At 66.4% G+C, this 19,227-nt stretch carries 18 protein-coding genes and 1 pseudogene; 6 read left to right on the forward strand and 13 right to left on the reverse strand.

The annotated features are described in order from the left end of the window. Nucleotides 1–75: 75 nt before the first annotated feature. The 8 genes and pseudogenes from F1640_RS01215 to ffh all read right to left on the reverse strand — a co-directional run bounded on the left by F1640_RS01215 (nt 76) and on the right by ffh (nt 8,148). Nucleotides 76–2,382: a S9 family peptidase gene (locus F1640_RS01215; protein ID WP_194917341.1), complete on the reverse strand. Its 2,307-nt coding sequence runs from the start codon at nt 2,380–2,382 to the stop codon at nt 76–78. A gap of 139 nt (nt 2,383–2,521) precedes the next feature. Beyond that, nucleotides 2,522–2,902, reverse strand: a complete 381-nt coding sequence (gene rplS / locus F1640_RS01220; RefSeq protein ID WP_124808710.1) for a 50S ribosomal protein L19 — start codon at nt 2,900–2,902, stop codon at nt 2,522–2,524. Between the two features lie 3 nt (nt 2,903–2,905). Continuing rightward, nucleotides 2,906–3,646 (reverse strand): tRNA (guanosine(37)-N1)-methyltransferase TrmD, encoded by a 741-nt coding sequence (gene trmD, locus F1640_RS01225; RefSeq protein ID WP_124808711.1) that lies wholly within the window; start codon nt 3,644–3,646, stop codon nt 2,906–2,908. 19 nt (nt 3,647–3,665) lie between these two features. Next, a pseudogene (locus F1640_RS01230) lies at nt 3,666–5,374 on the reverse strand (serine hydrolase domain-containing protein). Beyond that, complete coding sequence (locus F1640_RS01235; protein ID WP_194917342.1) at nt 5,286–5,606, reverse strand: hypothetical protein; 321 nt, start codon at nt 5,604–5,606, stop codon at nt 5,286–5,288. The pseudogene F1640_RS01230 and the gene F1640_RS01235 overlap by 89 nt, the downstream one beginning before the upstream one ends. Before the next feature lie 52 nt (nt 5,607–5,658). Further along, nucleotides 5,659–6,147, reverse strand: a complete 489-nt coding sequence (rimM, locus tag F1640_RS01240; RefSeq protein ID WP_370385485.1) for a ribosome maturation factor RimM — start codon at nt 6,145–6,147, stop codon at nt 5,659–5,661. A gap of 2 nt (nt 6,148–6,149) precedes the next feature. Next, complete coding sequence (gene rpsP, locus F1640_RS01245) at nt 6,150–6,608, reverse strand: 30S ribosomal protein S16 (protein WP_124808714.1); 459 nt, start codon at nt 6,606–6,608, stop codon at nt 6,150–6,152. A 4-nt stretch (nt 6,609–6,612) separates the two neighbouring features. Next, nucleotides 6,613–8,148 carry a signal recognition particle protein gene (gene ffh / locus F1640_RS01250; protein WP_194917343.1) on the reverse strand — a complete coding sequence of 512 codons (1,536 nt, stop codon included), beginning with the start codon at nt 8,146–8,148 and terminating at the stop codon, nt 6,613–6,615. Nucleotides 8,149–8,407: 259 nt separating this feature from the next. On the opposite strand from ffh, the gene dapF reads away from it, so the two are divergent. The 6 genes from dapF to F1640_RS01280 all read left to right on the forward strand — a co-directional run bounded on the left by dapF (nt 8,408) and on the right by F1640_RS01280 (nt 13,371). After that, nucleotides 8,408–9,232: a diaminopimelate epimerase gene (gene dapF / locus F1640_RS01255; protein ID WP_194917344.1), complete on the forward strand. Its 825-nt coding sequence runs from the start codon at nt 8,408–8,410 to the stop codon at nt 9,230–9,232. After that, complete coding sequence (locus F1640_RS01260) at nt 9,229–10,431, forward strand: MiaB/RimO family radical SAM methylthiotransferase (protein WP_194917345.1); 1,203 nt, start codon at nt 9,229–9,231, stop codon at nt 10,429–10,431. Before dapF ends, F1640_RS01260 begins: the two co-directional genes overlap by 4 nt. Beyond that, nucleotides 10,428–11,366, forward strand: coding sequence for a signal recognition particle-docking protein FtsY (ftsY, locus tag F1640_RS01265; RefSeq protein WP_124808718.1), 939 nt, complete (start codon nt 10,428–10,430; stop codon nt 11,364–11,366). The genes F1640_RS01260 and ftsY overlap by 4 nt, the downstream gene beginning before the upstream one ends. 129 nt (nt 11,367–11,495) lie before the next feature. Then, on the forward strand, nt 11,496–12,149 hold the full coding sequence (locus tag F1640_RS01270; protein ID WP_194917347.1) for an inner membrane-spanning protein YciB: 654 nt from the start codon (nt 11,496–11,498) through the stop codon (nt 12,147–12,149). Between the two features lie 159 nt (nt 12,150–12,308). Continuing rightward, nucleotides 12,309–12,884 carry a urate hydroxylase PuuD gene (locus tag F1640_RS01275; RefSeq protein ID WP_124808720.1) on the forward strand — a complete coding sequence of 192 codons (576 nt, stop codon included), beginning with the start codon at nt 12,309–12,311 and terminating at the stop codon, nt 12,882–12,884. Nucleotides 12,885–13,029: 145 nt separating this feature from the next. Continuing rightward, the gene (locus F1640_RS01280) at nt 13,030–13,371 is read left to right on the forward strand and encodes an entericidin EcnAB (protein ID WP_124808721.1); all 342 of its coding nucleotides are present in this window, start codon (nt 13,030–13,032) and stop codon (nt 13,369–13,371) included. Nucleotides 13,372–13,421: 50 nt separating this feature from the next. Here the strand turns inward: F1640_RS01280 and F1640_RS01285 are convergent, their stop codons facing one another. The 5 genes from F1640_RS01285 to F1640_RS01305 form a co-directional block, all read right to left on the reverse strand. Next, entirely contained in the window at nt 13,422–15,359 is a 1,938-nt protein-coding gene (locus tag F1640_RS01285; protein WP_125955943.1) for a potassium transporter Kup, read from the reverse strand. A gap of 160 nt (nt 15,360–15,519) precedes the next feature. Beyond that, on the reverse strand, nt 15,520–16,227 hold the full coding sequence (locus tag F1640_RS01290; protein ID WP_125955945.1) for a tetratricopeptide repeat protein: 708 nt from the start codon (nt 16,225–16,227) through the stop codon (nt 15,520–15,522). Continuing rightward, nucleotides 16,224–16,703, reverse strand: coding sequence for a cytochrome c-type biogenesis protein (locus F1640_RS01295; protein ID WP_194921028.1), 480 nt, complete (start codon nt 16,701–16,703; stop codon nt 16,224–16,226). The genes F1640_RS01290 and F1640_RS01295 overlap by 4 nt, the downstream gene beginning before the upstream one ends. Next, a complete protein-coding gene (locus tag F1640_RS01300; RefSeq protein ID WP_124808725.1) occupies nt 16,703–17,272 on the reverse strand; it encodes a DsbE family thiol:disulfide interchange protein in 570 nt (189 codons plus the stop codon). Before F1640_RS01300 ends, F1640_RS01295 begins: the two co-directional genes overlap by 1 nt. Next, on the reverse strand, nt 17,269–19,218 hold the full coding sequence (locus F1640_RS01305; protein WP_194917349.1) for a heme lyase CcmF/NrfE family subunit: 1,950 nt from the start codon (nt 19,216–19,218) through the stop codon (nt 17,269–17,271). The genes F1640_RS01300 and F1640_RS01305 overlap by 4 nt, the downstream gene beginning before the upstream one ends. Between the last annotated feature and the right edge of the window lie 9 nt (nt 19,219–19,227).

Consider the following 19,227-nt stretch of genomic DNA (forward strand, 5'->3'; position numbering starts at 1 on the left):
ATCGCATGACGCGGGCCGTCCATAGCGGCTGGTTCCGACCAGCCAAGCGAATTGGCCTTCCGGCCACCCAAATTCCTATTTCCCGGCCACGAGCGGCGCCGGTCCGACGCCGTTGCGATCGAGGAAACGGAAAACCGTCTCGTAGAGATGCTGGCTCACCTTCGGCCCGCTGATGCGGTGGGTATAACCGGGGTAGAGCATCATCTCGAAAGGCACCGCCTCCGCCTGCATCTTGGCGATGATCGCGGAGGAGTTCTCGAACACCACGTTGTCGTCCGCCATGCCGTGGATCAGCAGCAGCGGATCGCGGATGCGGCCGGTATCGGCCAGCGCGTTCGACGTGGCATAGACCTGCGGTTCGCGCTTCGGGTCGCCCAGGTAGCGTTCGGTATAGTGGGTGTCATAGAGTTCCCACTTGGTGACCGGAGCCACGGCGATGGCCGCCGCATAGGCGCCGGGGTCGGCCTGCAGCATCTTGATCGACATATAGCCGCCATAGGACCAGCCGAACGTGGCGATCCGCTTCGGGTCCACGAAATCCAGCGCCTTGAGGTAATTCGCCCCGGCAAGCTGGTCCTGCACCTCGACCGAGCCCATCGCGCGGTAGAGTGTGCTTTCGAACTTCACCCCGCGATTGGCCGAACCGCGGTTGTCGATCGCGAAATAGATATAGCCCTTGTCGACGATCGCCTGCGCCAGCGCGCCCTGCCAGCCCTTGTGCACCACCTGCGCGTGCGGGCCGCCATAATGGAAGGTGAAGACCGGATACTTGCGCCCAGGCTCCAACGGCGGCGTGATCATCATCCAGTGCAGCGGCGTACCATCGGCGGCCGGGATCGTGCCAAAGGTCGCCGGGCGATGGCTGGCGAGATAGGGCGCGTAAGGGTGCGATCCCTCCACGCGATTCTCCTCGATCCACGCGATCCGCTTGCCGGCGGCATCGGCCAGATAGGATTGCGGCGGCTGCGCGTCGGCATTGCGCGTGACCATCAGCGTCTGGCCGCGCTTGTCCATCGTCGCGGCGTTGTCGAAACCGGGATCGGTCAGGCGCACGATCTTCGACGGCGCCGCGAGATCGAGCGCATAGACCTGCTGCGCCAGCACGCCGTCCTTCGTACCGGTGAAGAACACGCGGCCGGCCTTCTGGTCCACGCCGACAAGGCCGGTCACCACCCAGTCGCCCTGCGTGAGCTGCTGCCACTGGCTGTCCGGATAATGGTCGGGCCGGAAGCGGTAGAGATGGCCGAAGCCATCGCGTTCGGACCACCAGATGAGGCTGCCGTCCGCCAGAAAGCGATAGCTGTCCGACAGGTTGATCCAGCTGCGTTCGGCGGCCTGTTCGCTGAACAGCACCCGCGCCTTGCCCGTGGCGGGATCGACCGCCAGCATGTCGAGCCGGGTCTGCGCGCGGTTTTCGCGCTGGACGTAGAGCGTCTTGCCGTCGGGTGCCCAGTCCACGCGAGCCAGGTAGATGTCCTTTTCAGCGCCCGGATCGCCCGCACCAAGGTCCACCGCGACGCGGCCGCTGCCGTCCGGCGCCATGATCCACAGCGAAACCTCGGCGTTGGGCGTGCCGGCGGCCGGATAGCGCTGGTCGAAGGTCTTGGTGCCCTCCGCGCCGATTGCCGCGCGGGTGACGACGCCCACCTTGGCCTCGTCGAACCGCTCGACCGCCAGGCGGCTTTCGTCGGGCGACCACCAGAAGCCCGCAAAGCGCGACATTTCTTCCTGCGCCACGAACTCAGCCTCGCCCCAGTGGACGGTCTCGGCGCTTTCCGTGGGCGTCACGGCCACCGGCGCACCCTGTCCCGCTACCGGACCGACCCACAGCCGGCGATCGCGCACATAGGCGATGCGATCGCCCTTCGGCCCCAGCTTGGGGTTGAGTTCGCCGCCCTGCGTTCCGGGAATGCGCTGGACGCTGCCGTCCAGTCCGGCCAGGAACAGATCGCCATCCAGCGGCACCAGCACGGCCTTGCCATCGGGCGCCCATTCGTAGCTGACGATGCCCTTCAGATCGCCGATCCGCTGCCGCTCGCGCTGCATCTTCTCGGCCTCGGACAGTTCCTTGCCTGACGACAGCTTGAGCGAATCCACCAGCATCCGCCACTTGCCCGTCTTCCGCTCGAAGCCCCACAGGTCATAGCGCTCACGATCGTCGGCACGGTTGCGCAGCAGCGTGAGGTACGCGCCATCGGGCGAGAGCTTGACCCCGCGCGGCGCCGGCCCGTTGAGCGAGGGGCTGGCGAAGACGCGCTCCAGCGTGAGCGCGGGCGCGGCCTGCGCGGTGGCGGTCACCGGCGGTTCTCCGGCGTGAGCAGAAGCGAGGGGCAGAAGGGCGCAGAGCGCCGAGGCGGCAAGGAGGTGTCGGAAGCGAAGCATGGCAAGGTCACGAACCTCTCTGGGAAAGGGCAGCGGATGAGGAGAACCGGCGGAACGGCGCGCAGACAGCAAAAAGGCGCCCTGGCGGTGGTGCCAGGACGCCTTTCTACACAATTTCCGTGTCTTGGGCGTTGGGCTTTCAGCCCTCCTGGCCGGTCTTGACGACCTTGCGCTCGGCAATACGCGCCGATTTGCCGGTGCGGCCACGAAGATAGTAGAGCTTCGCACGACGCACGACACCACGGCGCACCACGGTAATCGAATCAATGTTGGGCGAGTAGAGCGGGAACACGCGCTCCACGCCTTCGCCGAACGAAATCTTGCGCACGGTGAAGTTCGAGCCGAGGCCACGGTTCGAGCGCGCGATGCACACGCCTTCGTAAGCCTGGACGCGGGTGCGGTCGCCTTCAACGACTCGCACGCCCACGCGCACGGTATCGCCCGCGCGGAAATCCGGAATATCCTTCTTCGCCTTGAAATCGGCGATGGCTTCAGCTTCAAGCTGCTGAATCAGGTTCATTTTTCAATCGTCCTGCACTTCACGCTGCGCGCCAGAGGCAGACTGGACCCGAGCGCCGACGTGGCGCTCCCAAAGGTCCGGCCTGCGTGACCGGGTATCGTCTTCCGAACGGCGTTTCCGCCATTCCGCGATTTTCGCATGATCCCCCGATCGCAGCACTTCAGGGATCGTGCGCCCTTCCCATTCGACGGGTCGGGTATAGTGCGGGTATTCGAGGAGACCGTTCTCGAACGACTCCTCCTGCCCGCTTGAAGGCGCGCCCATTACGCCGGGAAGCAGCCGAATGCAAGCGTCGAGCAGCATAAGGGCGGCGCATTCGCCGCCGGACAGCACGATATCGCCCACCGAGACTTCCTCGACCTGCCGGCCCGCGAAGATGCGCTCGTCGAAACCCTCGAACCGGCCGCACAGCACGATCACGCCGGGACCGGCCGCCAGTTCTCGCACGCGCTCCTGCGTCAACGGCTTGCCGCGCGGTGTCATGGCAACGACCGGGCATCCGGGATGCGCCGCCAGCGCATGATCGACCGCCGCCGCCAACACGTCCACCCGCAGCACCATGCCGGCCCCGCCGCCAGCGGGCGTATCATCGACGGTCCGGTGCTTGTCGATCGCGAAATCGCGGATCTGCACGGCATCGAGCGCCCACGTCCCCTCGCGCAACGCCCGCCCCGCCAGACTGACGCCGAGCGGGCCGGGAAACATTTCAGGATAGAGCGTGAGGACAGTGGCGGCGAAGGTCATTCGGGCTTCTTGGCAGAGATCAGGGAACGGCACCCTCGAACGTGAACCGCAACGCCTGGATCGTTATCGGGCGCGTCGGCGCGAGGACGATCTGTCCGTTGACGCTCCCCTTGCCGCAAGTCCAGCGGAAAGTGCCGGTCATGCGGCCGGTCGGCGTAACCGGCGCGGCGGTGTCGCACGTGCCGGCCTGCGCTTTCAGTTCACCCAGCACTTTCGTCCAGTTTTCCGCGGTGCGGTCCATCGGGAAGTTCATCGCCACGCGCCCGTTCAGCGGCGCCACCGTGCCCGCCTGCCACACGGCTTGCGCCGCAGCGTAGAAGCTGGCGAGATCGGAAGAGACAGGCATTTCCGGGCGGTGGAGCAGGCCAGCCTTGTGCATCAGCATCGCCGCATCCCATGCCGGGCCGGTCGGGCCGGCGTAGGTGCGGTTGGTCAGCACGAAAATGCCGGTGCCGTATTCGGGCATCAGCATGACATGCGAGCCATAGCCCGGATAGCCGCCGCCATGGCTCATGGTGAGGCCCAGGTCGCAATCCTGCATCACGCGCCAGCCCATGCCATACGCGAGCGCCAGCGGGCAGGCGGTGGCACCGGTGCTGCCGGGGCGGGTGGCGATCGAGACGAAGTTCAGCCCCTGCGCCAGTTCGCGGATGGTCGCGCGGCGCACCGGCCCTGTTTCCGGCCCGTCGCGCGCCGGCCAGCCGGAGAGGAGGAAAGCGATCCACTTCGCATAGTCGTTGGAGCTGACCTGCAACCCGCCCATGGAATTGAACGCGCCGTCCTTCATCGTCGGCTCCTCGCTCCACGCGCCGTTTTCCCAGCGATAGCCGACAGCACGCCGCTCGATCGGCGAGGCGGGCGTGTCATAGCCGCTCGAAGTCATGCCCAGCGGGACAAGGAAAGTCTTCTCGACATAGCGGCGATAGGGCTGGTGCGTCACGTTGGCGACGATCCGGCGAGAATGGCATAGCCGAGGTTCGAATATTCGTGCCGCGCCTGCGGTTCGCGCGTGAAGGGCACGCCGGTTTTGAGCAGCGCGGTGAAATCCTCCTGGCTCAGCACCTGCTGGCGATCGCCCCAGGGATCGTCGGTGACGAAGCCAGCGACGTGCTGCAACAGATCGCGCACACGGATTTTCGGGGAATCGCTGGTGGGATAAGTCCAGCCGCGCATCTCGGGCACGTACTTTTCGGCCGGATCGTCCAGCGCGAGCAGGCCCTTGTCGCGCAGCGAGAGGATCGACAGCGCGGTGAAGGCCTTGGTCATCGAGGCGATGCGGAACAGGCTGTCGGGCGTGACGGGGCGGCGCGCGGCGAGATCCTGCACGCCTTCCCCCTTCACCAGTGCGAGATGGCCGCCCTGCACCACGCCATAGACGAGACCGGGCACATGGTTTTCCGCCATGAACGTGGTGAAGCCCGCTTCGATCTGCGGCGCGATGCTATCGAGCGTGGCGCTCTGGGGACTCGCGCTCTGGGCGTGAAGCGGTGACGCCGCGAGCACGACCGCCATCGCCGGAATCATCGTCATCGCCCGCATCGGAACCTCCCGCCCTGCCAATATTGCGCGCGGAACGTGCCTGATACGGGTGCGAATGCCCAGCGGGCGCATCAACCCTTTTGCGGATTGCGCGCGGGTGTTACCGGAAAGCCCGCGCCGGGCCGAGCACGGCCACGCGATAGCGGTACTTGCGAACGGCCAGATGCGCGGTCGCGGCGGCAAGGCCATAGGCCGCCAACCCCAGCAGGACGAGCGCGAGCGCCACGTCATCCTTACCCGCCATGAGCAGTACGATCGCCGCCAGCCAGATCACACCGGCAACCGGCAGGGCGGCATGGAGCGCGAGGCGCAGGTCGCCCCATTCAGGCCGGCGCACAACGAGCTTCTGCGCCAGCACCCGGCCGGCGATACCGAAAGGGATCAGGAACAGGATCAGCGCGAAGTCCATGGCGTCGATCATATACGGATCGCCACGGCGACGTTACCGAAACAACGGCCGGACCGGGCCGAAATCAGGCCTCGGCATAGGCGGAAGCGATCAGCATCCGCGTTTCGTTCCATTCCGGCACAGCTTCGGCGCGCATCGGCACCATGAAGCGCTTTCCATCGGGCCGGCGGATTTCCAGCACATCGCCCGCGCCGTAGTTTTCGACCGCGATGCATTCGCCCAGCGATTCGCCATCGGTGGAAACGGCTGCAAGGCCGATCAGGTCGGCGTGATAGTACTCGCCCTCCGCCAGCGACGGCAGGGCCGAGCGCGGCACGGTGAGCGCGGTGCCGCGCAGCCGTTCGGCGGCGGTCCGGTCGGTCACTTCGGCGAAGCGGGCGATCGCCCCGCCCTTGCCGTCATCGCGCAGCTTTTCCAGCGTCAGGCTGGAAGCGTTGAAGGCGCGGTAGCGCTTGAGCGCCACCACGCCTTCTCCGAACAGCTTGAGACGGACTTCGCCCGTCACTCCGTGCGCACCGGTCACGGCGGCCAGCGTAACGGGCTTGTCCGACAAGATCAGGCCTCGGTCGACTCTTCGGCAGCAGCCTCGGCAGCGGGCGCTTCTTCAGCCGGAGCTTCCTCGACGGGAGCCGGAGCAGCAGCTTCAGCGGCGGCGGCTTCAGCGGCCTCTGCGGCTTCACGCGCCTTCTCGGCCTTTTCCTCGGCGCGATCCTTGGCCTTCTGGCCCGGTTCACCCTTCTTGAGGTTGCTGGTCGCGGCGCGTTCCTTGATCCCGGCCTTGTCGAGCAGGCGGGCTACGCGATCGGTCGGCTGCGCGCCGACGCCCAGCCAGTAGCGCACGCGGTCTTCGACCAGACGGACGCGGTTGGCATCGTCCTTGGCCAGCAGCGGGTTATAGGTGCCGACCTGCTCGAGATAGGCGCCATCGCGCGGAGCGCGGCTGTTGGCGACGACGACCTTGTAATACGGGCGCTTCTTGGAACCACCACGCGACAGACGCAGAGAAACAGACATTACTTCAACCTTTCCTCGAAACTCTTTGAACGCAAATTTCCGAAATCATTTCTTCCGCAGCAGATCGCCGAGGTTGGCGGGCATGTTGCCCCAGCCCGGGCAGACCGCCGGCGCCCATCCCTCCGCCAAGACCGCCACCCAGGCCACCGAGCCCTCCCGGCCCGGCCTGCTGGTCCAGCCCAGGCATGGCGGCGCCAAGGCCACCCTTGCCGAACAGGGCGCCAAGCCCCTTGAGGCCGCCCATCTTCTTGATCTGCTTCATGGCCTTGGCCATTTCCATGTGCATCTTCAGGAGCTTGTTCACGTCCTGAACCTGTGTGCCCGAACCCTTGGCCACGCGGATCTTGCGCTTGGCGTTGAGCAGTTCGGGCCGCGTGCGCTCGGTCGGCGTCATCGAACCGATGATCGCGTCCATGCGCAGCAGCACCTTGTCGTCCATGCCCGATTGCGCCATCGCCTGCTTGGCCTTCTTCATGCCGGGCATCATGCCTGCCAGCGCGCCAAGCCCGCCCATGCGCTGCATCTGCTGCAGCTGGGTGCGCAGGTCGTTCATGTCGAACTGGCCCTTGGCCATGCGCGCGGCCAGCCGTTCGGCCTCGTCCGCCTGCACCGTCGCCGCCGCCTTTTCGACGATGGAGACGATATCGCCCATGCCCAGGATGCGGCCGGCAACGCGCTGCGGGTGGAACGGCTCGATCGCATCGAGCTTTTCGCCGGTGGCCGCGAACTTGATCGGCTTGCCGGTGACCGCGCGCATCGACAGCGCCGCGCCGCCGCGCGCATCACCGTCCATGCGGGTCAGCACCACGCCGGTCAGATCGACTTCGCCGGCAAAGCTCTGCGCCACGTTGACCGCGTCCTGCCCGGTCAGCGAGTCAACGACGAGCAGCGTTTCCTTCGGCGCGGAGACGGCGGCGACGGCCTTCATCTCGTCCATCAGCGCGGCATCGACGTGGAGGCGGCCGGCGGTATCGAGCAGGAGAACGTCCACCGCCTGCAGCTTCGCCGCGTGGAGCGCGCGCGTGGCGATGTCCACGGGCTGCTGGCCAACGATGATCGGCAGCGTGGCGACGCCGACCTGTTCGCCCAACACCTTGAGCTGTTCCTGGGCCGCCGGACGATTGACGTCGAGCGAGGCCATCAGGACCTTCTTGCCCTGCTTTTCCTTGAGCAGCTTGCCGATCTTGGCAGTGCTGGTGGTCTTGCCCGAACCCTGCAGGCCGACCATCATGATGACAACCGGCGGGGCCGCTACAAGATCGAGATCGGCGGTTTCCGATCCCAGCATCTCGACCAGCGCGTCGTTGACAATCTTGACGACCTGCTGGCCGGGCGTGACCGACTTCAGCACCGACTGGCCAACGGCCTCCTCGGTAACCTTGTCGACAAAACGGCGCACCACGGGCAGCGCAACGTCGGCTTCGAGCAGTGCGATGCGCACTTCGCGCATGGCCGCCCGGACATCGTCCTCCTTGAGCGCGCCGCGGCCACGCAGGCGATCGAACACGCCTCCAAGCCGGTCTGAAAGACTATCGAACACGCCGTATTCCCGTTGCCATGCCCCGCCGTCCGCCACATCGCCAACGCAAAACCGCGTAACGCGAAAAACGCCGGTGGGCGAAACCTCGCCGACCAGCGTGTGGCATCCTGTTGGAGCCGTTATTGAGCCGTACCAGCACCCTTCGAGGTGATGGGACGCGATGCCCTTAGCGCTGCCTGGACGAAAAGGCAAGCTGAACCGCCATCGCGGATGCCCTATGGCATTGCGCTAAGCCCGCGCGCGCCCTAGATCGCCCGCCATGCGCATACCCTTCCGCAAGATGCACGGCCTTGGCAACGATTTCGTGGTGATCGACGCGCGCGAGACTCCCCTCGCCATGTCGGACCGCCGCGCCGCCGCGCTGGCCGACCGGCGCACCGGCGTGGGCTGCGACCAGCTGATCGTGCTGGAACCCTCCGCCGTGGCCGACGTGCGGATGCGCATCTTCAACGCCGATGGCGGCGAAGTGGAAGCCTGCGGCAACGCCAGCCGCGCGGTGGGCCTGCTGCTCGGCGGCGAACGGCGGATCGAGACGCTGGCCGGCGTGATCCGCTCGGAAGCCGGCGCCGATGGCGTGGCGGTCGACATGGGCACGCCCCGCTTCGAGTGGAACCGCATCCCGCTCGCCTATGCCATGGACACCTTGACGATGCCGGTCGGCTGGGAAGACCTGACCGATCCCGTCGCGGTCAACGTCGGCAATCCCCACGTCATCTTCTTCGTGCCCGATGCCGATGCGGTGGACCTTGCCCGGCTTGGTCCGCTGATCGAGAACGACCCGCTGTTTCCCGAACGCGTCAACGTCAATGTCGCCAGCCTGATCGGCCCCGACAGCATCCGCCTGCGCGTGTGGGAACGCGGCGCCGGGCTGACCCGCGCCTGCGGCACCGGCGCCTGCGCCACCGCCGTCGCGGCGATCCGGCGGAAGCTGACAGGGCGGACGGTAGCGGTCGAGCTTCCCGGCGGCCCGCTGACGATCGCGTGGCCGGAGGGGGAACAGCCGGAAGGCGACTCGATCCTGATGACCGGCCCGGCCGCCACGAGCTTCGAAGGCAGCTTCGAGGATACGGACTTCCCCGCATGACCGAAACCGTCGCGTCGGCCGACGTGGTGACGCTGGGCTGCCGGCTCAATCTCGCCGAAAGCGAAAGCATCCGGGCGATGCTCGCGGATGCCGGAACGCCGACGGTCGTGGTCAACTCCTGTGCGGTGACGGCCGAAGCCGTGCGTCAGTCGCGCCGGGCGGTGCGCCGCCTGCGCCGCAGCCACCCGCAGGCACGGCTGGTGGTTACCGGCTGCGCCGCCACGATCCAGCCGGACAGCTTCTCCGCCATGCCCGAAGTGGATGCGGTGGTGCCCAACGCGGCCAAGGCCGATCCGCGTGTCTGGCACCCGAATGGGGAAGAAGCGCCCTCCCGGCAGCGGCAGAGCGAAGTCCATACCCGCGCCTTCGTGCCGGTGCAGACCGGCTGCGATCACGCCTGCACCTTCTGCATTATCCCGCAAGGGCGGGGCCCCAGCCTGTCCACCCCCGTTGACGATGTTCTGCGCGCGATCGAACGGCACCTGCTGCTGGGCGTCCACGAGATCGTGCTGACCGGGGTGGACGTGACCGGCTGGGGCGCGGAACTGCCCGATGCGCCGCGCCTGGGCGTGCTGGTGCGCGCGATCCTCGATGCCTTCCCCAGCCTGCCGCGCCTGCGCCTGTCCTCGCTCGACGGGGTGGAGATCGACGGCCTGCTGTTCGAGATCATCACCGGCGAAGCCCGCGTGATGCCGCACGTGCATCTCTCGCTGCAATCGGGCGATGACATGGTGCTCAAGCGGATGAAGCGCCGGCACAGCCGCGCACAGGCGGTCGCGCTGACGGACGCCCTGCGCGCTGCCCGTCCGGACATCGCCATCGGTGCGGATCTGATCGCCGGCTTTCCCACCGAGACCGAAGCGATGCACGCCGGCAACCTGGCCATCGTGCGCGATTGCGGCGTCGTCCACGGCCATGTCTTTCCCTACTCCCCCCGCCCCGATACGCCCGCCGCGCGGATGCCGCAGGTCGCCCCGGCCACGGTCCGGGCGCGGGCAGCCGAAATCCGCGCCGCCGTCGCGGCCGAACGCGCGCGCTGGCTCGCATCGCTGGTCGGCCTTCCGCGCGAAGTGCTTGCCGAACGCGACGGCACCGGGCATTCGCCCGAGTTCGCGCCCTATCGCCTGCCCGAAGGCACGGCCGCGGGCACCATCGTCACCCTGACGCCGACAAGGATCATCGAAGGAATGCTGGCATGAGCCCCGAGCCGGAGAACGGAAGCTGGAGCGACAGGCTTCTCGGCGGGTTTCGCAAGACTTCGGAACGCCTCACCGAGAACCTGACCGGCATTGTCGGCAAGACCCGGCTGGACGACGCGCAGCTCGACGAGATCGAGGATGCGCTGATCCTGTCCGACCTCGGCCCGCGCGCCGCCGCGCGCATCCGCGAACGGCTGGCGGACGAAAAGTTCGAACGCGGGATCGACGAAACCGCGCTGCGCGAAGCCGTGGCCGAGGAAATCGCCGCCATCCTGCGCCCGGTAGCGAAGCCGCTGGAGATCACCGCCTTCCCACGCCCACACGTCGTCCTCGTGATCGGCGTCAACGGATCGGGCAAGACCACCACGATCGCCAAGCTGGCGCATCTGTTCCAGGAACAGGACTATGGCGTGATGCTGGCGGCAGGCGACACGTTCCGCGCCGCCGCGATCGGCCAGCTCAAGGTCTGGGCGGACCGGCTGGGCGTGCCCGTGGTCACCGGCCCCGAGGGCGGCGATCCCGCCTCGATCGTGTTCGACGCGGTAAAGGCGGCGACCGATACGGGCATCGACGCGCTGATCGTCGACACCGCCGGACGGCTCCACAACAAGCGCGAACTGATGGACGAATTGGCCAAGGTCCGTCGCGTGCTCGGCCGCCTGAACCCCGCCGCGCCGCACGACGTGGTGCTGGTGCTCGATGCCACCAACGGCCAGAACGCGCTCCAGCAGATCGAGATCTTCAAGGAAGTGGCGGGCGTGACCGGCCTGATCATGACCAAGCTGGACGGCACCGCGCGCGGCGGCGTGCTGGTGGCGGCGGCGGAACAGTATGGCCTGCCGATCCATGCCATCGGCGTGGGCGAGAAGATCGACGATCTGCGCCCGTTCGACCCCGATCTGGTCGCCCGCGTCATCGCGGGCGTGTTCCGGTGAACGTCTTGCCTTTCCCCCTTCGTCATTGCGAGCGAAGCGAAGCAATCCAGAGTGCGGCACGAGAGGCCCTAGATTGCTTCGTCGCTACGCTCCTCGCAATGACGATCCAAAGCGTGATGCAGGTTTCCCATGTCTGACTCTCAACAGCCCGGCGCCAAGCCCAAGTCCTCGTGGATCAATCTGCTGGTCGATTACGGCCCGTTGCTGGTGTTCTTCCTCGCCTATCGGCATTTCAGCCCCAGGGAAGCCAACGCCGGGATCGGCACCGTTGTGGCCGTCACCAAGGGCACGGTCGCGTTTATGGTGGCGACGATCGTGGCGCTGATCGTGTCGAAGTGGCGGCTCGGCCGGATCTCGCCGATGCTGTGGCTGTCGACCGTGCTGATCCTGGGATTCGGCACGCTGACCGTGCTGCTGGGCGATCCGTTCTGGATTCAGATCAAGCCCACCGCGATCTACCTGCTGTTCGCGGGCGTGCTGTTCGCCGGCCTTATCCGGGGCAAGCCAATGCTGCGCACGCTGCTGCAAAGCGCGTTCGACGGGCTGGACGATGCCGGCTGGATGAAGCTTTCGCGCAACTGGGCGTTCTTCTTCCTGTTCCTGGCCGCGCTGAACGAAGTGTTGCGTCACACGCTCAGCTTCGATGGCTGGCTTCAGGCCAAGCTGTGGGGCGTGACCGCGCTGTCGTTCCTGTTCACCTTCGCGCAAATCCCCATGCTGCTGAAACACGGGTTGGGCGCGGAAGCGGCGGACGAGGTGGAACAGAACCCGCCACACGATTGAGCGCTTCAGTCCGTCAAGCCGCTTTGCCGCAAATGGCCGACGCCCTACCGCACGACAAAAACGTGTGACAAATTGCGCACACCCCCTAGAATGTTGTCAGCCCACCTCCGGCGATAACCGGGTAAACGGATCAAAGGGCGCAAACTGGGGGAAAGTTTCATGGCCAAGCTGTTTGGTAACCTGCATCTGGTGCTTGCGATCGGCCTTGTCGCGGCCATCGCCGTGATGCTGGGGTTCGGCGCGGAAGTGCCGGTCGATGTCAATTCCGTGTTCCGCTGGCTACACGTGTTCTTCGGCATTCTGTGGATCGGCCTGCTCTATTACCTGAACTTCGTGCAGGTGCCGACGATGCCGTCGATTCCGGCCGAACAGAAGGGCGCGATCACGGGCCACATCGCGCCGAAAGTGTTCTTCTTCTTCCGCTGGGCCGCGCTGCTGACGGTCGTTACCGGCCTGGTGATCGCCTACGTCACCGGCTACGTCCACCGCGCGCTGATCTTCCAGGGGCTCAACCTGCATGAAAACCTGATCGGCCTGGGCATGGACCTCGCGCTGATCATGGCGTTCAACGTGTGGTTCATCATCTGGCCCGCGCAAAAGAAGATCCTCGGCATCGTCGAAGCCAGCGCGGAGGAAAAGGCTGCCGCCGCACCGCGCGCCCTGATCGCCAGCCGCACGAACCTGCTGCTGTCGCTGCCGATGCTCTACTGCATGGTCAGCGCCAACCTCGGGTAACTCCGACGCTGACCGGAGCCATCCAGGCTTGCACGGGCGCGGCTTTCTCCGGAAAGTCGCGCCCGTTTCCGTTGGACGATACGTTCGTCAGGAACCCGAAGCGCCATCGCGCTTTGATGTGACGCGACAGAGAGGAGCTTTTTTGATGCGCAAACCCATCTTCACCACCCTGACCGCAGCGGCAGCCGCCATCGCGCTTTCCGCCTGCTCGGAAAAGACGCAGGACAACGCGCAGGAAGCCGCGACGTCAGCCGGGAACGATATCGCTGCTGCCGCCTCGGACATGAGTGCAACCGCCAGCGAGGGCGCGGAATCGGTCCGCAACGCGGCAGACGAAGCGATCAACAAGGCCGACGCCGCCGCCGACAAGGCCGGTGTCGAAGCGGACAAGGCTGGCGTGAAAGCAGCCGATGCGCTGAACAAGGCCGGCGACAAGGCCAAGGAAGAGGCCGCGAAGCTCAAAGCCAAGGCCGAAAACAGCAATTGATCGGTTTATCCTGACAAGCGTCTCCCGTCCGCGCGACGGGCGGGAGACCGTCAGATCTTGAGCTGGCTGCCCAGCTCCACCACGCGGTTTGTCGGCAGCCGGAAGAACTCCATCGCACTCGCCGCGTTGCGCAACATCCACGCGAACAGCTTTTCGCGCCAGATCGCCATGCCCGGCTTGTCCGACGCTATCAGCGTCTGGCGCGACAGGAAGAAGCTGGTCTTCATCATGTCGAACGGTTCGCCGCACATCGTCACGGTCTTGAGCGTGGCCGGCACGTCGGTTTCCTCCAGGAAGCCGAAGCGCAGGCTGACCCGGTAGAACCCGTTACCGAAATCCTTGCAGGCCGATCGCTCCACCTGATCCACGTAGGGCACGTCCTCGATCTGCACGGTCAGGATCACCACCCGCTCGTGCAGCACCTTGTTGTGCTTCATGTTGTGGAGCAGCGCCGAAGGCACGCCCGATGCGGTGGAGGCCATGAAGATCGCCGTGCCCGGCACCCGCGCCGCGCTGGCATGGGCAGACTTGGTGAACACTTCCAGCGGGATCGATCCCTCCGCCATGTTCTGCCGCATCAGCGCGCGCCCGCGTGACCAGGTGGTCAGCAGCGTGAAGATGGTGACGCCCATCAGCAGCGGCACCCAGCCGCCGTCGGGGATCTTGGTCAGGTTCGCGCCGAGGTAGCCCGCGTCGATCACGAAGAACAGCGCCAGCAGGCCGACCGCGAACACCGGCTTCCAGTTCCACAGCTTGAACAGCACCACGGCCAGCAGCACGTTATCGATCAGCATCGCGCCGGTTACGGCGATGCCATAGGCCGCCGTCAGGTTCGACGAACGCTGGAACACCAGCACCAGCAGGATCACCGCGACCATCAGCGCCCAGTTGATGACGGGGATATAGATCTGCCCCGCCGCTGTGCTGGTGTGCTTGATCGTCATGCGCGGGATGAAACCCAGCTGGATCGCCTGCTGCGTAACCGAGAACGCGCCCGAGATTACCGCCTGCGAGGCGATCACCGCCGCCAGCGAGGCGATCACCAGCAGCGGCCACTGGAACCATTCGGGCGCGAGGAAATAGAACGGGCTTTCCAGCGCGGACGGATCGCGCATCAGCAGCGAGGCCTGGCCCAGATAGTTCAGCACCAGCGCCGGCAGCACGAAGGTCAGCCACGACACCCGGATCGGGTTGCGGCCGAAATGCCCCATATCGGCATAGAGCGCTTCCGCGCCCGTCACGGCGAGCACCGCCGCACCCATCGCCAGGAAGCCCCGGAACGGGTCCGCCGCGAACATCATCACCGCATGATGCGGGCTGAGCGCGGTGATCACGTGCGGGAAGGCCATGATGCTGATCACGCCCAGCACCGAGATCGTGGTGAAATAGGCGAGCATGATCGGGCCGAAGAAGGTCGCGACGCGCTCGGTGCCCCGGCTCTGGATGAAAAACAGGAAGATCAGGATGGCCACGACCATCGGCACCACCAGCCGGTGCATTTCGGGCTGATAGACCGCGACACCCTCGATCGCACCCATCACCGAAACGGCTGGGGTAATCATAGAATCGCCATAGAACAGCGCGGTGGCGAACACCCCCATCAGGATGATGCCCTTGCCCCAGCGGTTGCCGCTGGTGTGCTGATTGATCAGCGCCAGCAGCGCCAGGCTTCCGCCCTCGCCCTTGTTGTCCGCGCGCATGATCACGCTGACGTACTTCAACGTCACGATGATCATCATCGACCAGAACATCAGGCTGATGATGCCATAGACGTGCAGCTGGTCGAGCGGCAGCTTGTGGTGGCCGGCGAAGGTATCGCGCAGCGCGTAGAGCGGGCTGGTGCCGATATCCCCGAACACCACACCGATCGCGCCCACCGCCATCTTGAGCAGGCTGCCCTGATGGTGAGTCTGGTGGCCGGAATCGCGAAGAGTGGATAAAGGAACTGCGCTTTCGTCCGAACCGTTCGCAAGCACGGAATCACTCATGGCAACGGTGCCCCCGGGCCTTGGCCCAAACCGCCGGTCCGCCATCGGACACCGGAACGGCGCGGCGCTTTAGCACCGGGCCTTGGCCCCGGCAATGGCTGCCTTCGTCACACCGGATACCACGAAATCATGCCCCGCATGGCATCGCAAATAGCTGATTTCAGGGCGCTTCAGAAGAGGCACCCGACGGTTCGGCGGCTGCGGCGGGCGGCTCGTCTGATGGAGATGCCGGCGCCGGCGCCTGTCCCGAGGCCGCCAGCATCGAATCGAGTCTCGCCAACCGGGCCTGAAGGTCTTCCCGATAGGGGGCATCGGCAGGCGCACGGCGAAGCAGTTCGGCCCAGATCGCCCGTGCTTCTACCAGCTTGCCGGACTGCGCCAGCGCCAGCCCCATGAAGAACGGCGGCCCCGGATGTTCGGGCGAAATCTTCGCCGCCTTCTGAAACGCGAACTGCGCGGCCGGGGTGATCAGCCCGTCGCTATGGCCGACCAGCGTGTTGCCGAGCGCCACCCACAGGTCCGCATCGTTGGGATCGGCCTTCACCGCCTTGCCCAGGATTGTCGCCGCCGCCCCGAACTGACCCTGCCGCGAAAGCCCGTCTGCCAGCACCATCCAGTTCTGGCCCTTGCCGAAGGCATCGCCCATCGCCTGCCGCTGCTTGATCAGCGCCTCGTCGGCCGCCTTCTGGTTCTCGACCGCGGCCTTGGGCGCGCCGGGAACGCCCGGATGTCCCTGCAAGGCATAGCCGGCGATGCCGAACAGCAGGGCCGCGCCGGTCAGTTCCCAGCCGGAGCGCGGCATCTTCAGCACGAATGCCAGCACCGCGAAGACCAGAATCGCGATCAGGAGGATCAGCACCCAGGTCATGCGTTATCCTCCAGCCCTTCGGCGTCCGGCTCGTCCACCCCGCCATCGCCATTCCCCCGGCGGAAGCGCTTGCGCAAAAGCAGCGCCGCCAGCACGAGAAACGCGGCCGGCGCGGCGAACAGCGGCCAGGTCATCGGTCGCAGTTGCGGGGTATAGCTCACATAGTCGCCATAGCGTTCGATCAGCCACTGGCGGATTTCCTCCGGGTCTTCCCCCGCCGCGATGCGCGTGCGCACCTGATGGCGCATGTCGCCCGCCATCGGCGCGTCCGAATCCGCGATCGACTGGCTCTGGCACTTGAGACAGCGCAGTGTCTCCATCAGCGCCTGCGCCCTCGCCTCCTGATCGGGGTTCGGAAGCTGCTTGTAGGCATAGGGCGCCGGCGGCAGCGAATCCTGCGCGGCGGCCGGAGAAGCCAGCAGAAGCGAGAAGACCGCGAAAACGGTGGCTCCACGCCTCGATGCGGCGCGCGCCATCACGATTCCGCCTCCTTCAGCTTGCGCAGGATCAGCGGCACGTCCTCGGCGCGGATGTCGCCGATATGCTGGTAGCGGATCACGCCCTTGCCATCGATCACGAACGTCTCGGGCACGCCCGACGATCCGATCGCGAGCTGGACCTTGCTCAGATCGTCCTTGCCGATCCGGCGGAACGGGTTGCCGTTCGCGGACAGGAACTGGGCCACGTCCTCGCGCCGGTCGCGGATCGCGACGCCGTCGATCTCCACGCCCTGCTGCGCCAGCGCCGCGAGCTGCGGCGATTCCACCGCGCAGGGCACGCACCAGCTGGCGAACACGTTGAGCAGGCGCGGCTTGCCATCCCGGAAGTTGGCGAGCGCCAGGCCGGGGCGGTCGTCCACCGCCGGGGGCAGGTCGAAGCCGGGCAACGGCTTGCCGATGAAGGCGCTCGCCACCTCGCGATCGGCCGGCCGCACCAGGCCGTAGATCACCAGCACGAAGAACCCGGCGAACAGCGCCAGCGGCAGCCACAGCGCCAGCCCCGGCTTCTTCGGCGTCGGATCACGCGGATCGTTCTGCTTGCTCATCGTCCCTGCCTCATGCGGCGATACGCGATCTTGCCTTCGGCCCGCAGCCGCTTCACGTCGGCAGCCACGCGGCCAAGCAGCGCCAATACCCCACCCAGCGCGATCAGCACGCCGCCGTACCAGATCATCGGCACGAACGGCTTCCACCAGAAGCGCATCTGCCAGCGGCCGTCCTCGCCCTCTTCGCCCAGCACCGAATAGAGCTGGCCGTTCCAGCGGGTCTTGAGCGCGCTTTCGGTGCGCGTCCCCGGAGGCGAGGCGAAGACGCGCGCCTGCGGTTCCAGCGTGATCGGCGCACCGCCGGCATAGCGCGCCGACAGCGTGGCCTGCAGCGCGGTCCAGTTCGGGCCGGCGACCGGATCGATGCTTTCGAGCTTCACCTGCCACGGCCCCACGTTCTGCGTATCGCCCACGGTCATCGCGGCAAGCTTCTCCGTGGAGAAAGCGCTATCGCTGGCCATGCCGAAGAGGGCGACAGCAATGCCAAGGTGCGCGATCACCATGCCCCACACCGGCAGCGGCGTGCGGCGCAAGTTGCGCCCCTTCAGCGGCAACAGGCTGGCGAAGAAGAGCCCGCTGGCGATGGCAAGGCCCAGCGCCGGCAGCAAGTGGATACCCGGCGCGACCATTTCGGCGATCAGGAACACCGCCGCCATAATCAGCGCGGCGATCGCAAAGGGCATGGTGATCCGCCCCGCCTTGTCATTGCGCCAGCGCAGCAGCGGGCCGACCGCCAGCACCAGCAGCATCGGGATCGCGAAGATCGAGGACACGGGATTGAAATAGGGCGGGCCAACCGAAACCTTGGTGCCAAACGCCTCGGTCAGCAGCGGATAGAGCGTGCCGACCAGCACGATGCCCAGGATGCCGCACAGCATCACGTTGTTGAACACAAGGCTCGCCTCGCGGCTGACGAAGCTGAACCGCGCGCCTTCGGTCACCGTCGCCGCGCGCACGCCGAACAGGGTCAGCGCGCCGCCGATGTAGATGGCCAGCAGTGCCAGGATGAAGCTGCCGCGCTCCGGATCGACCGCGAAGGCGTGGACCGAGGTGAGAATACCCGATCGCACCAGGAAGGTGCCGACCATCGACATCGAGAACGCGATCACGCCCAGCATCACGGTCCAGGCCCGCAACGCGTTGCGCGAAGCGAGGACCGAGCACGAATGGAGCAGCGCCGTCGCCGCCAGCCAGGGCATCAGCGAGGCGTTTTCCACCGGGTCCCAGAACCACCAGCCGCCCCAGCCCAGCGTGTAGTACGCCCAATAGGAGCCGGCGGTGATGCCCAGCGTCAGGAAGATCCACGCGCCCAGCACCCATGGCCGCATCGCGCGGGCGAAGGCCGGGCCGACATCGCGCGTCACCAGCGCACCGATGGCGAAGCTGAAGGCGATCGAAAGGCCGACATAGCCGACGTAAAGCGTGGGCGGGTGGAATGCGAGGCCGATGTCCTGCAGCAGCGGGTTGAGGCCGTTGCCGTCGGGTGCGGGTTCTGGCAGCCGCTCGAACGGATTCGAGGACAACAGCAGGAAGGCGTAGAACCCCAGACTGACGAAGGCCTGCCCTGCCAGCGTCGCCACCAGCGTATCCTCGCGCAGCCGCTTCTCGATCAGCGCCACGAAGCCGCCGGCCAGGCCCATGATCGTCACCCACAGCAGCATCGAGCCTTCGTGGTTGCCCCAGGTGCCCGCCAGCTTGAAAATGAACGGCTTGGCCGAATGGCTGTTTTCCGCCACCAGCTTTACCGACAGGTCGGTTTCCAGAAACAGCGTAACCAGCGCCAGGAACGCGAAGGCGACCAGCACGCCCTGCATCACCGCCAGCGGACGAACCACGCCGGCCAGATGCTCCCCCTTGGGACGCAGGGCGATGATACCCGCCGCCAATTGCAGCACCGCCAGCGCGGCGGCCATCCACAGGACGGCAAGGCCCAGTTCGGCTATCATGGGAGTTCC

This window comes from Novosphingobium sp. NBM11 (assembly GCF_015390225.1).
Lineage (GTDB): Bacteria > Pseudomonadota > Alphaproteobacteria > Sphingomonadales > Sphingomonadaceae > Novosphingobium.

Excerpts from the sequence above, each read along its gene's own strand:
- F1640_RS01215 (WP_194917341.1), bottom strand. The coding sequence starts at position 2,382 with ATGCTTCGCTTCCGACACCTCCTTGCCGCCTCGGCGCTCTGCGCCCTT.
- rplS (WP_124808710.1), bottom strand. The coding sequence starts at position 2,902 with ATGAACCTGATTCAGCAGCTTGAAGCTGAAGCCATCGCCGATTTCAAG.
- trmD (WP_124808711.1), bottom strand. The coding sequence starts at position 3,646 with ATGACCTTCGCCGCCACTGTCCTCACGCTCTATCCTGAAATGTTTCCC.
- F1640_RS01235 (WP_194917342.1), bottom strand. The coding sequence starts at position 5,606 with ATGATCGACGCCATGGACTTCGCGCTGATCCTGTTCCTGATCCCTTTC.
- rpsP (WP_124808714.1), bottom strand. The coding sequence starts at position 6,608 with ATGTCTGTTTCTCTGCGTCTGTCGCGTGGTGGTTCCAAGAAGCGCCCG.
- dapF (WP_194917344.1), top strand. The coding sequence starts at position 8,408 with ATGCGCATACCCTTCCGCAAGATGCACGGCCTTGGCAACGATTTCGTG.
- F1640_RS01260 (WP_194917345.1), top strand. The coding sequence starts at position 9,229 with ATGACCGAAACCGTCGCGTCGGCCGACGTGGTGACGCTGGGCTGCCGG.
- ftsY (WP_124808718.1), top strand. The coding sequence starts at position 10,428 with ATGAGCCCCGAGCCGGAGAACGGAAGCTGGAGCGACAGGCTTCTCGGC.
- F1640_RS01270 (WP_194917347.1), top strand. The coding sequence starts at position 11,496 with ATGTCTGACTCTCAACAGCCCGGCGCCAAGCCCAAGTCCTCGTGGATC.
- F1640_RS01275 (WP_124808720.1), top strand. The coding sequence starts at position 12,309 with ATGGCCAAGCTGTTTGGTAACCTGCATCTGGTGCTTGCGATCGGCCTT.
- F1640_RS01280 (WP_124808721.1), top strand. The coding sequence starts at position 13,030 with ATGCGCAAACCCATCTTCACCACCCTGACCGCAGCGGCAGCCGCCATC.
- F1640_RS01285 (WP_125955943.1), bottom strand. The coding sequence starts at position 15,359 with ATGAGTGATTCCGTGCTTGCGAACGGTTCGGACGAAAGCGCAGTTCCT.
- F1640_RS01290 (WP_125955945.1), bottom strand. The coding sequence starts at position 16,227 with ATGACCTGGGTGCTGATCCTCCTGATCGCGATTCTGGTCTTCGCGGTG.
- F1640_RS01295 (WP_194921028.1), bottom strand. The coding sequence starts at position 16,703 with ATGGCGCGCGCCGCATCGAGGCGTGGAGCCACCGTTTTCGCGGTCTTC.
- F1640_RS01300 (WP_124808725.1), bottom strand. The coding sequence starts at position 17,272 with ATGAGCAAGCAGAACGATCCGCGTGATCCGACGCCGAAGAAGCCGGGG.
- F1640_RS01305 (WP_194917349.1), bottom strand. The coding sequence starts at position 19,218 with ATGATAGCCGAACTGGGCCTTGCCGTCCTGTGGATGGCCGCCGCGCTG.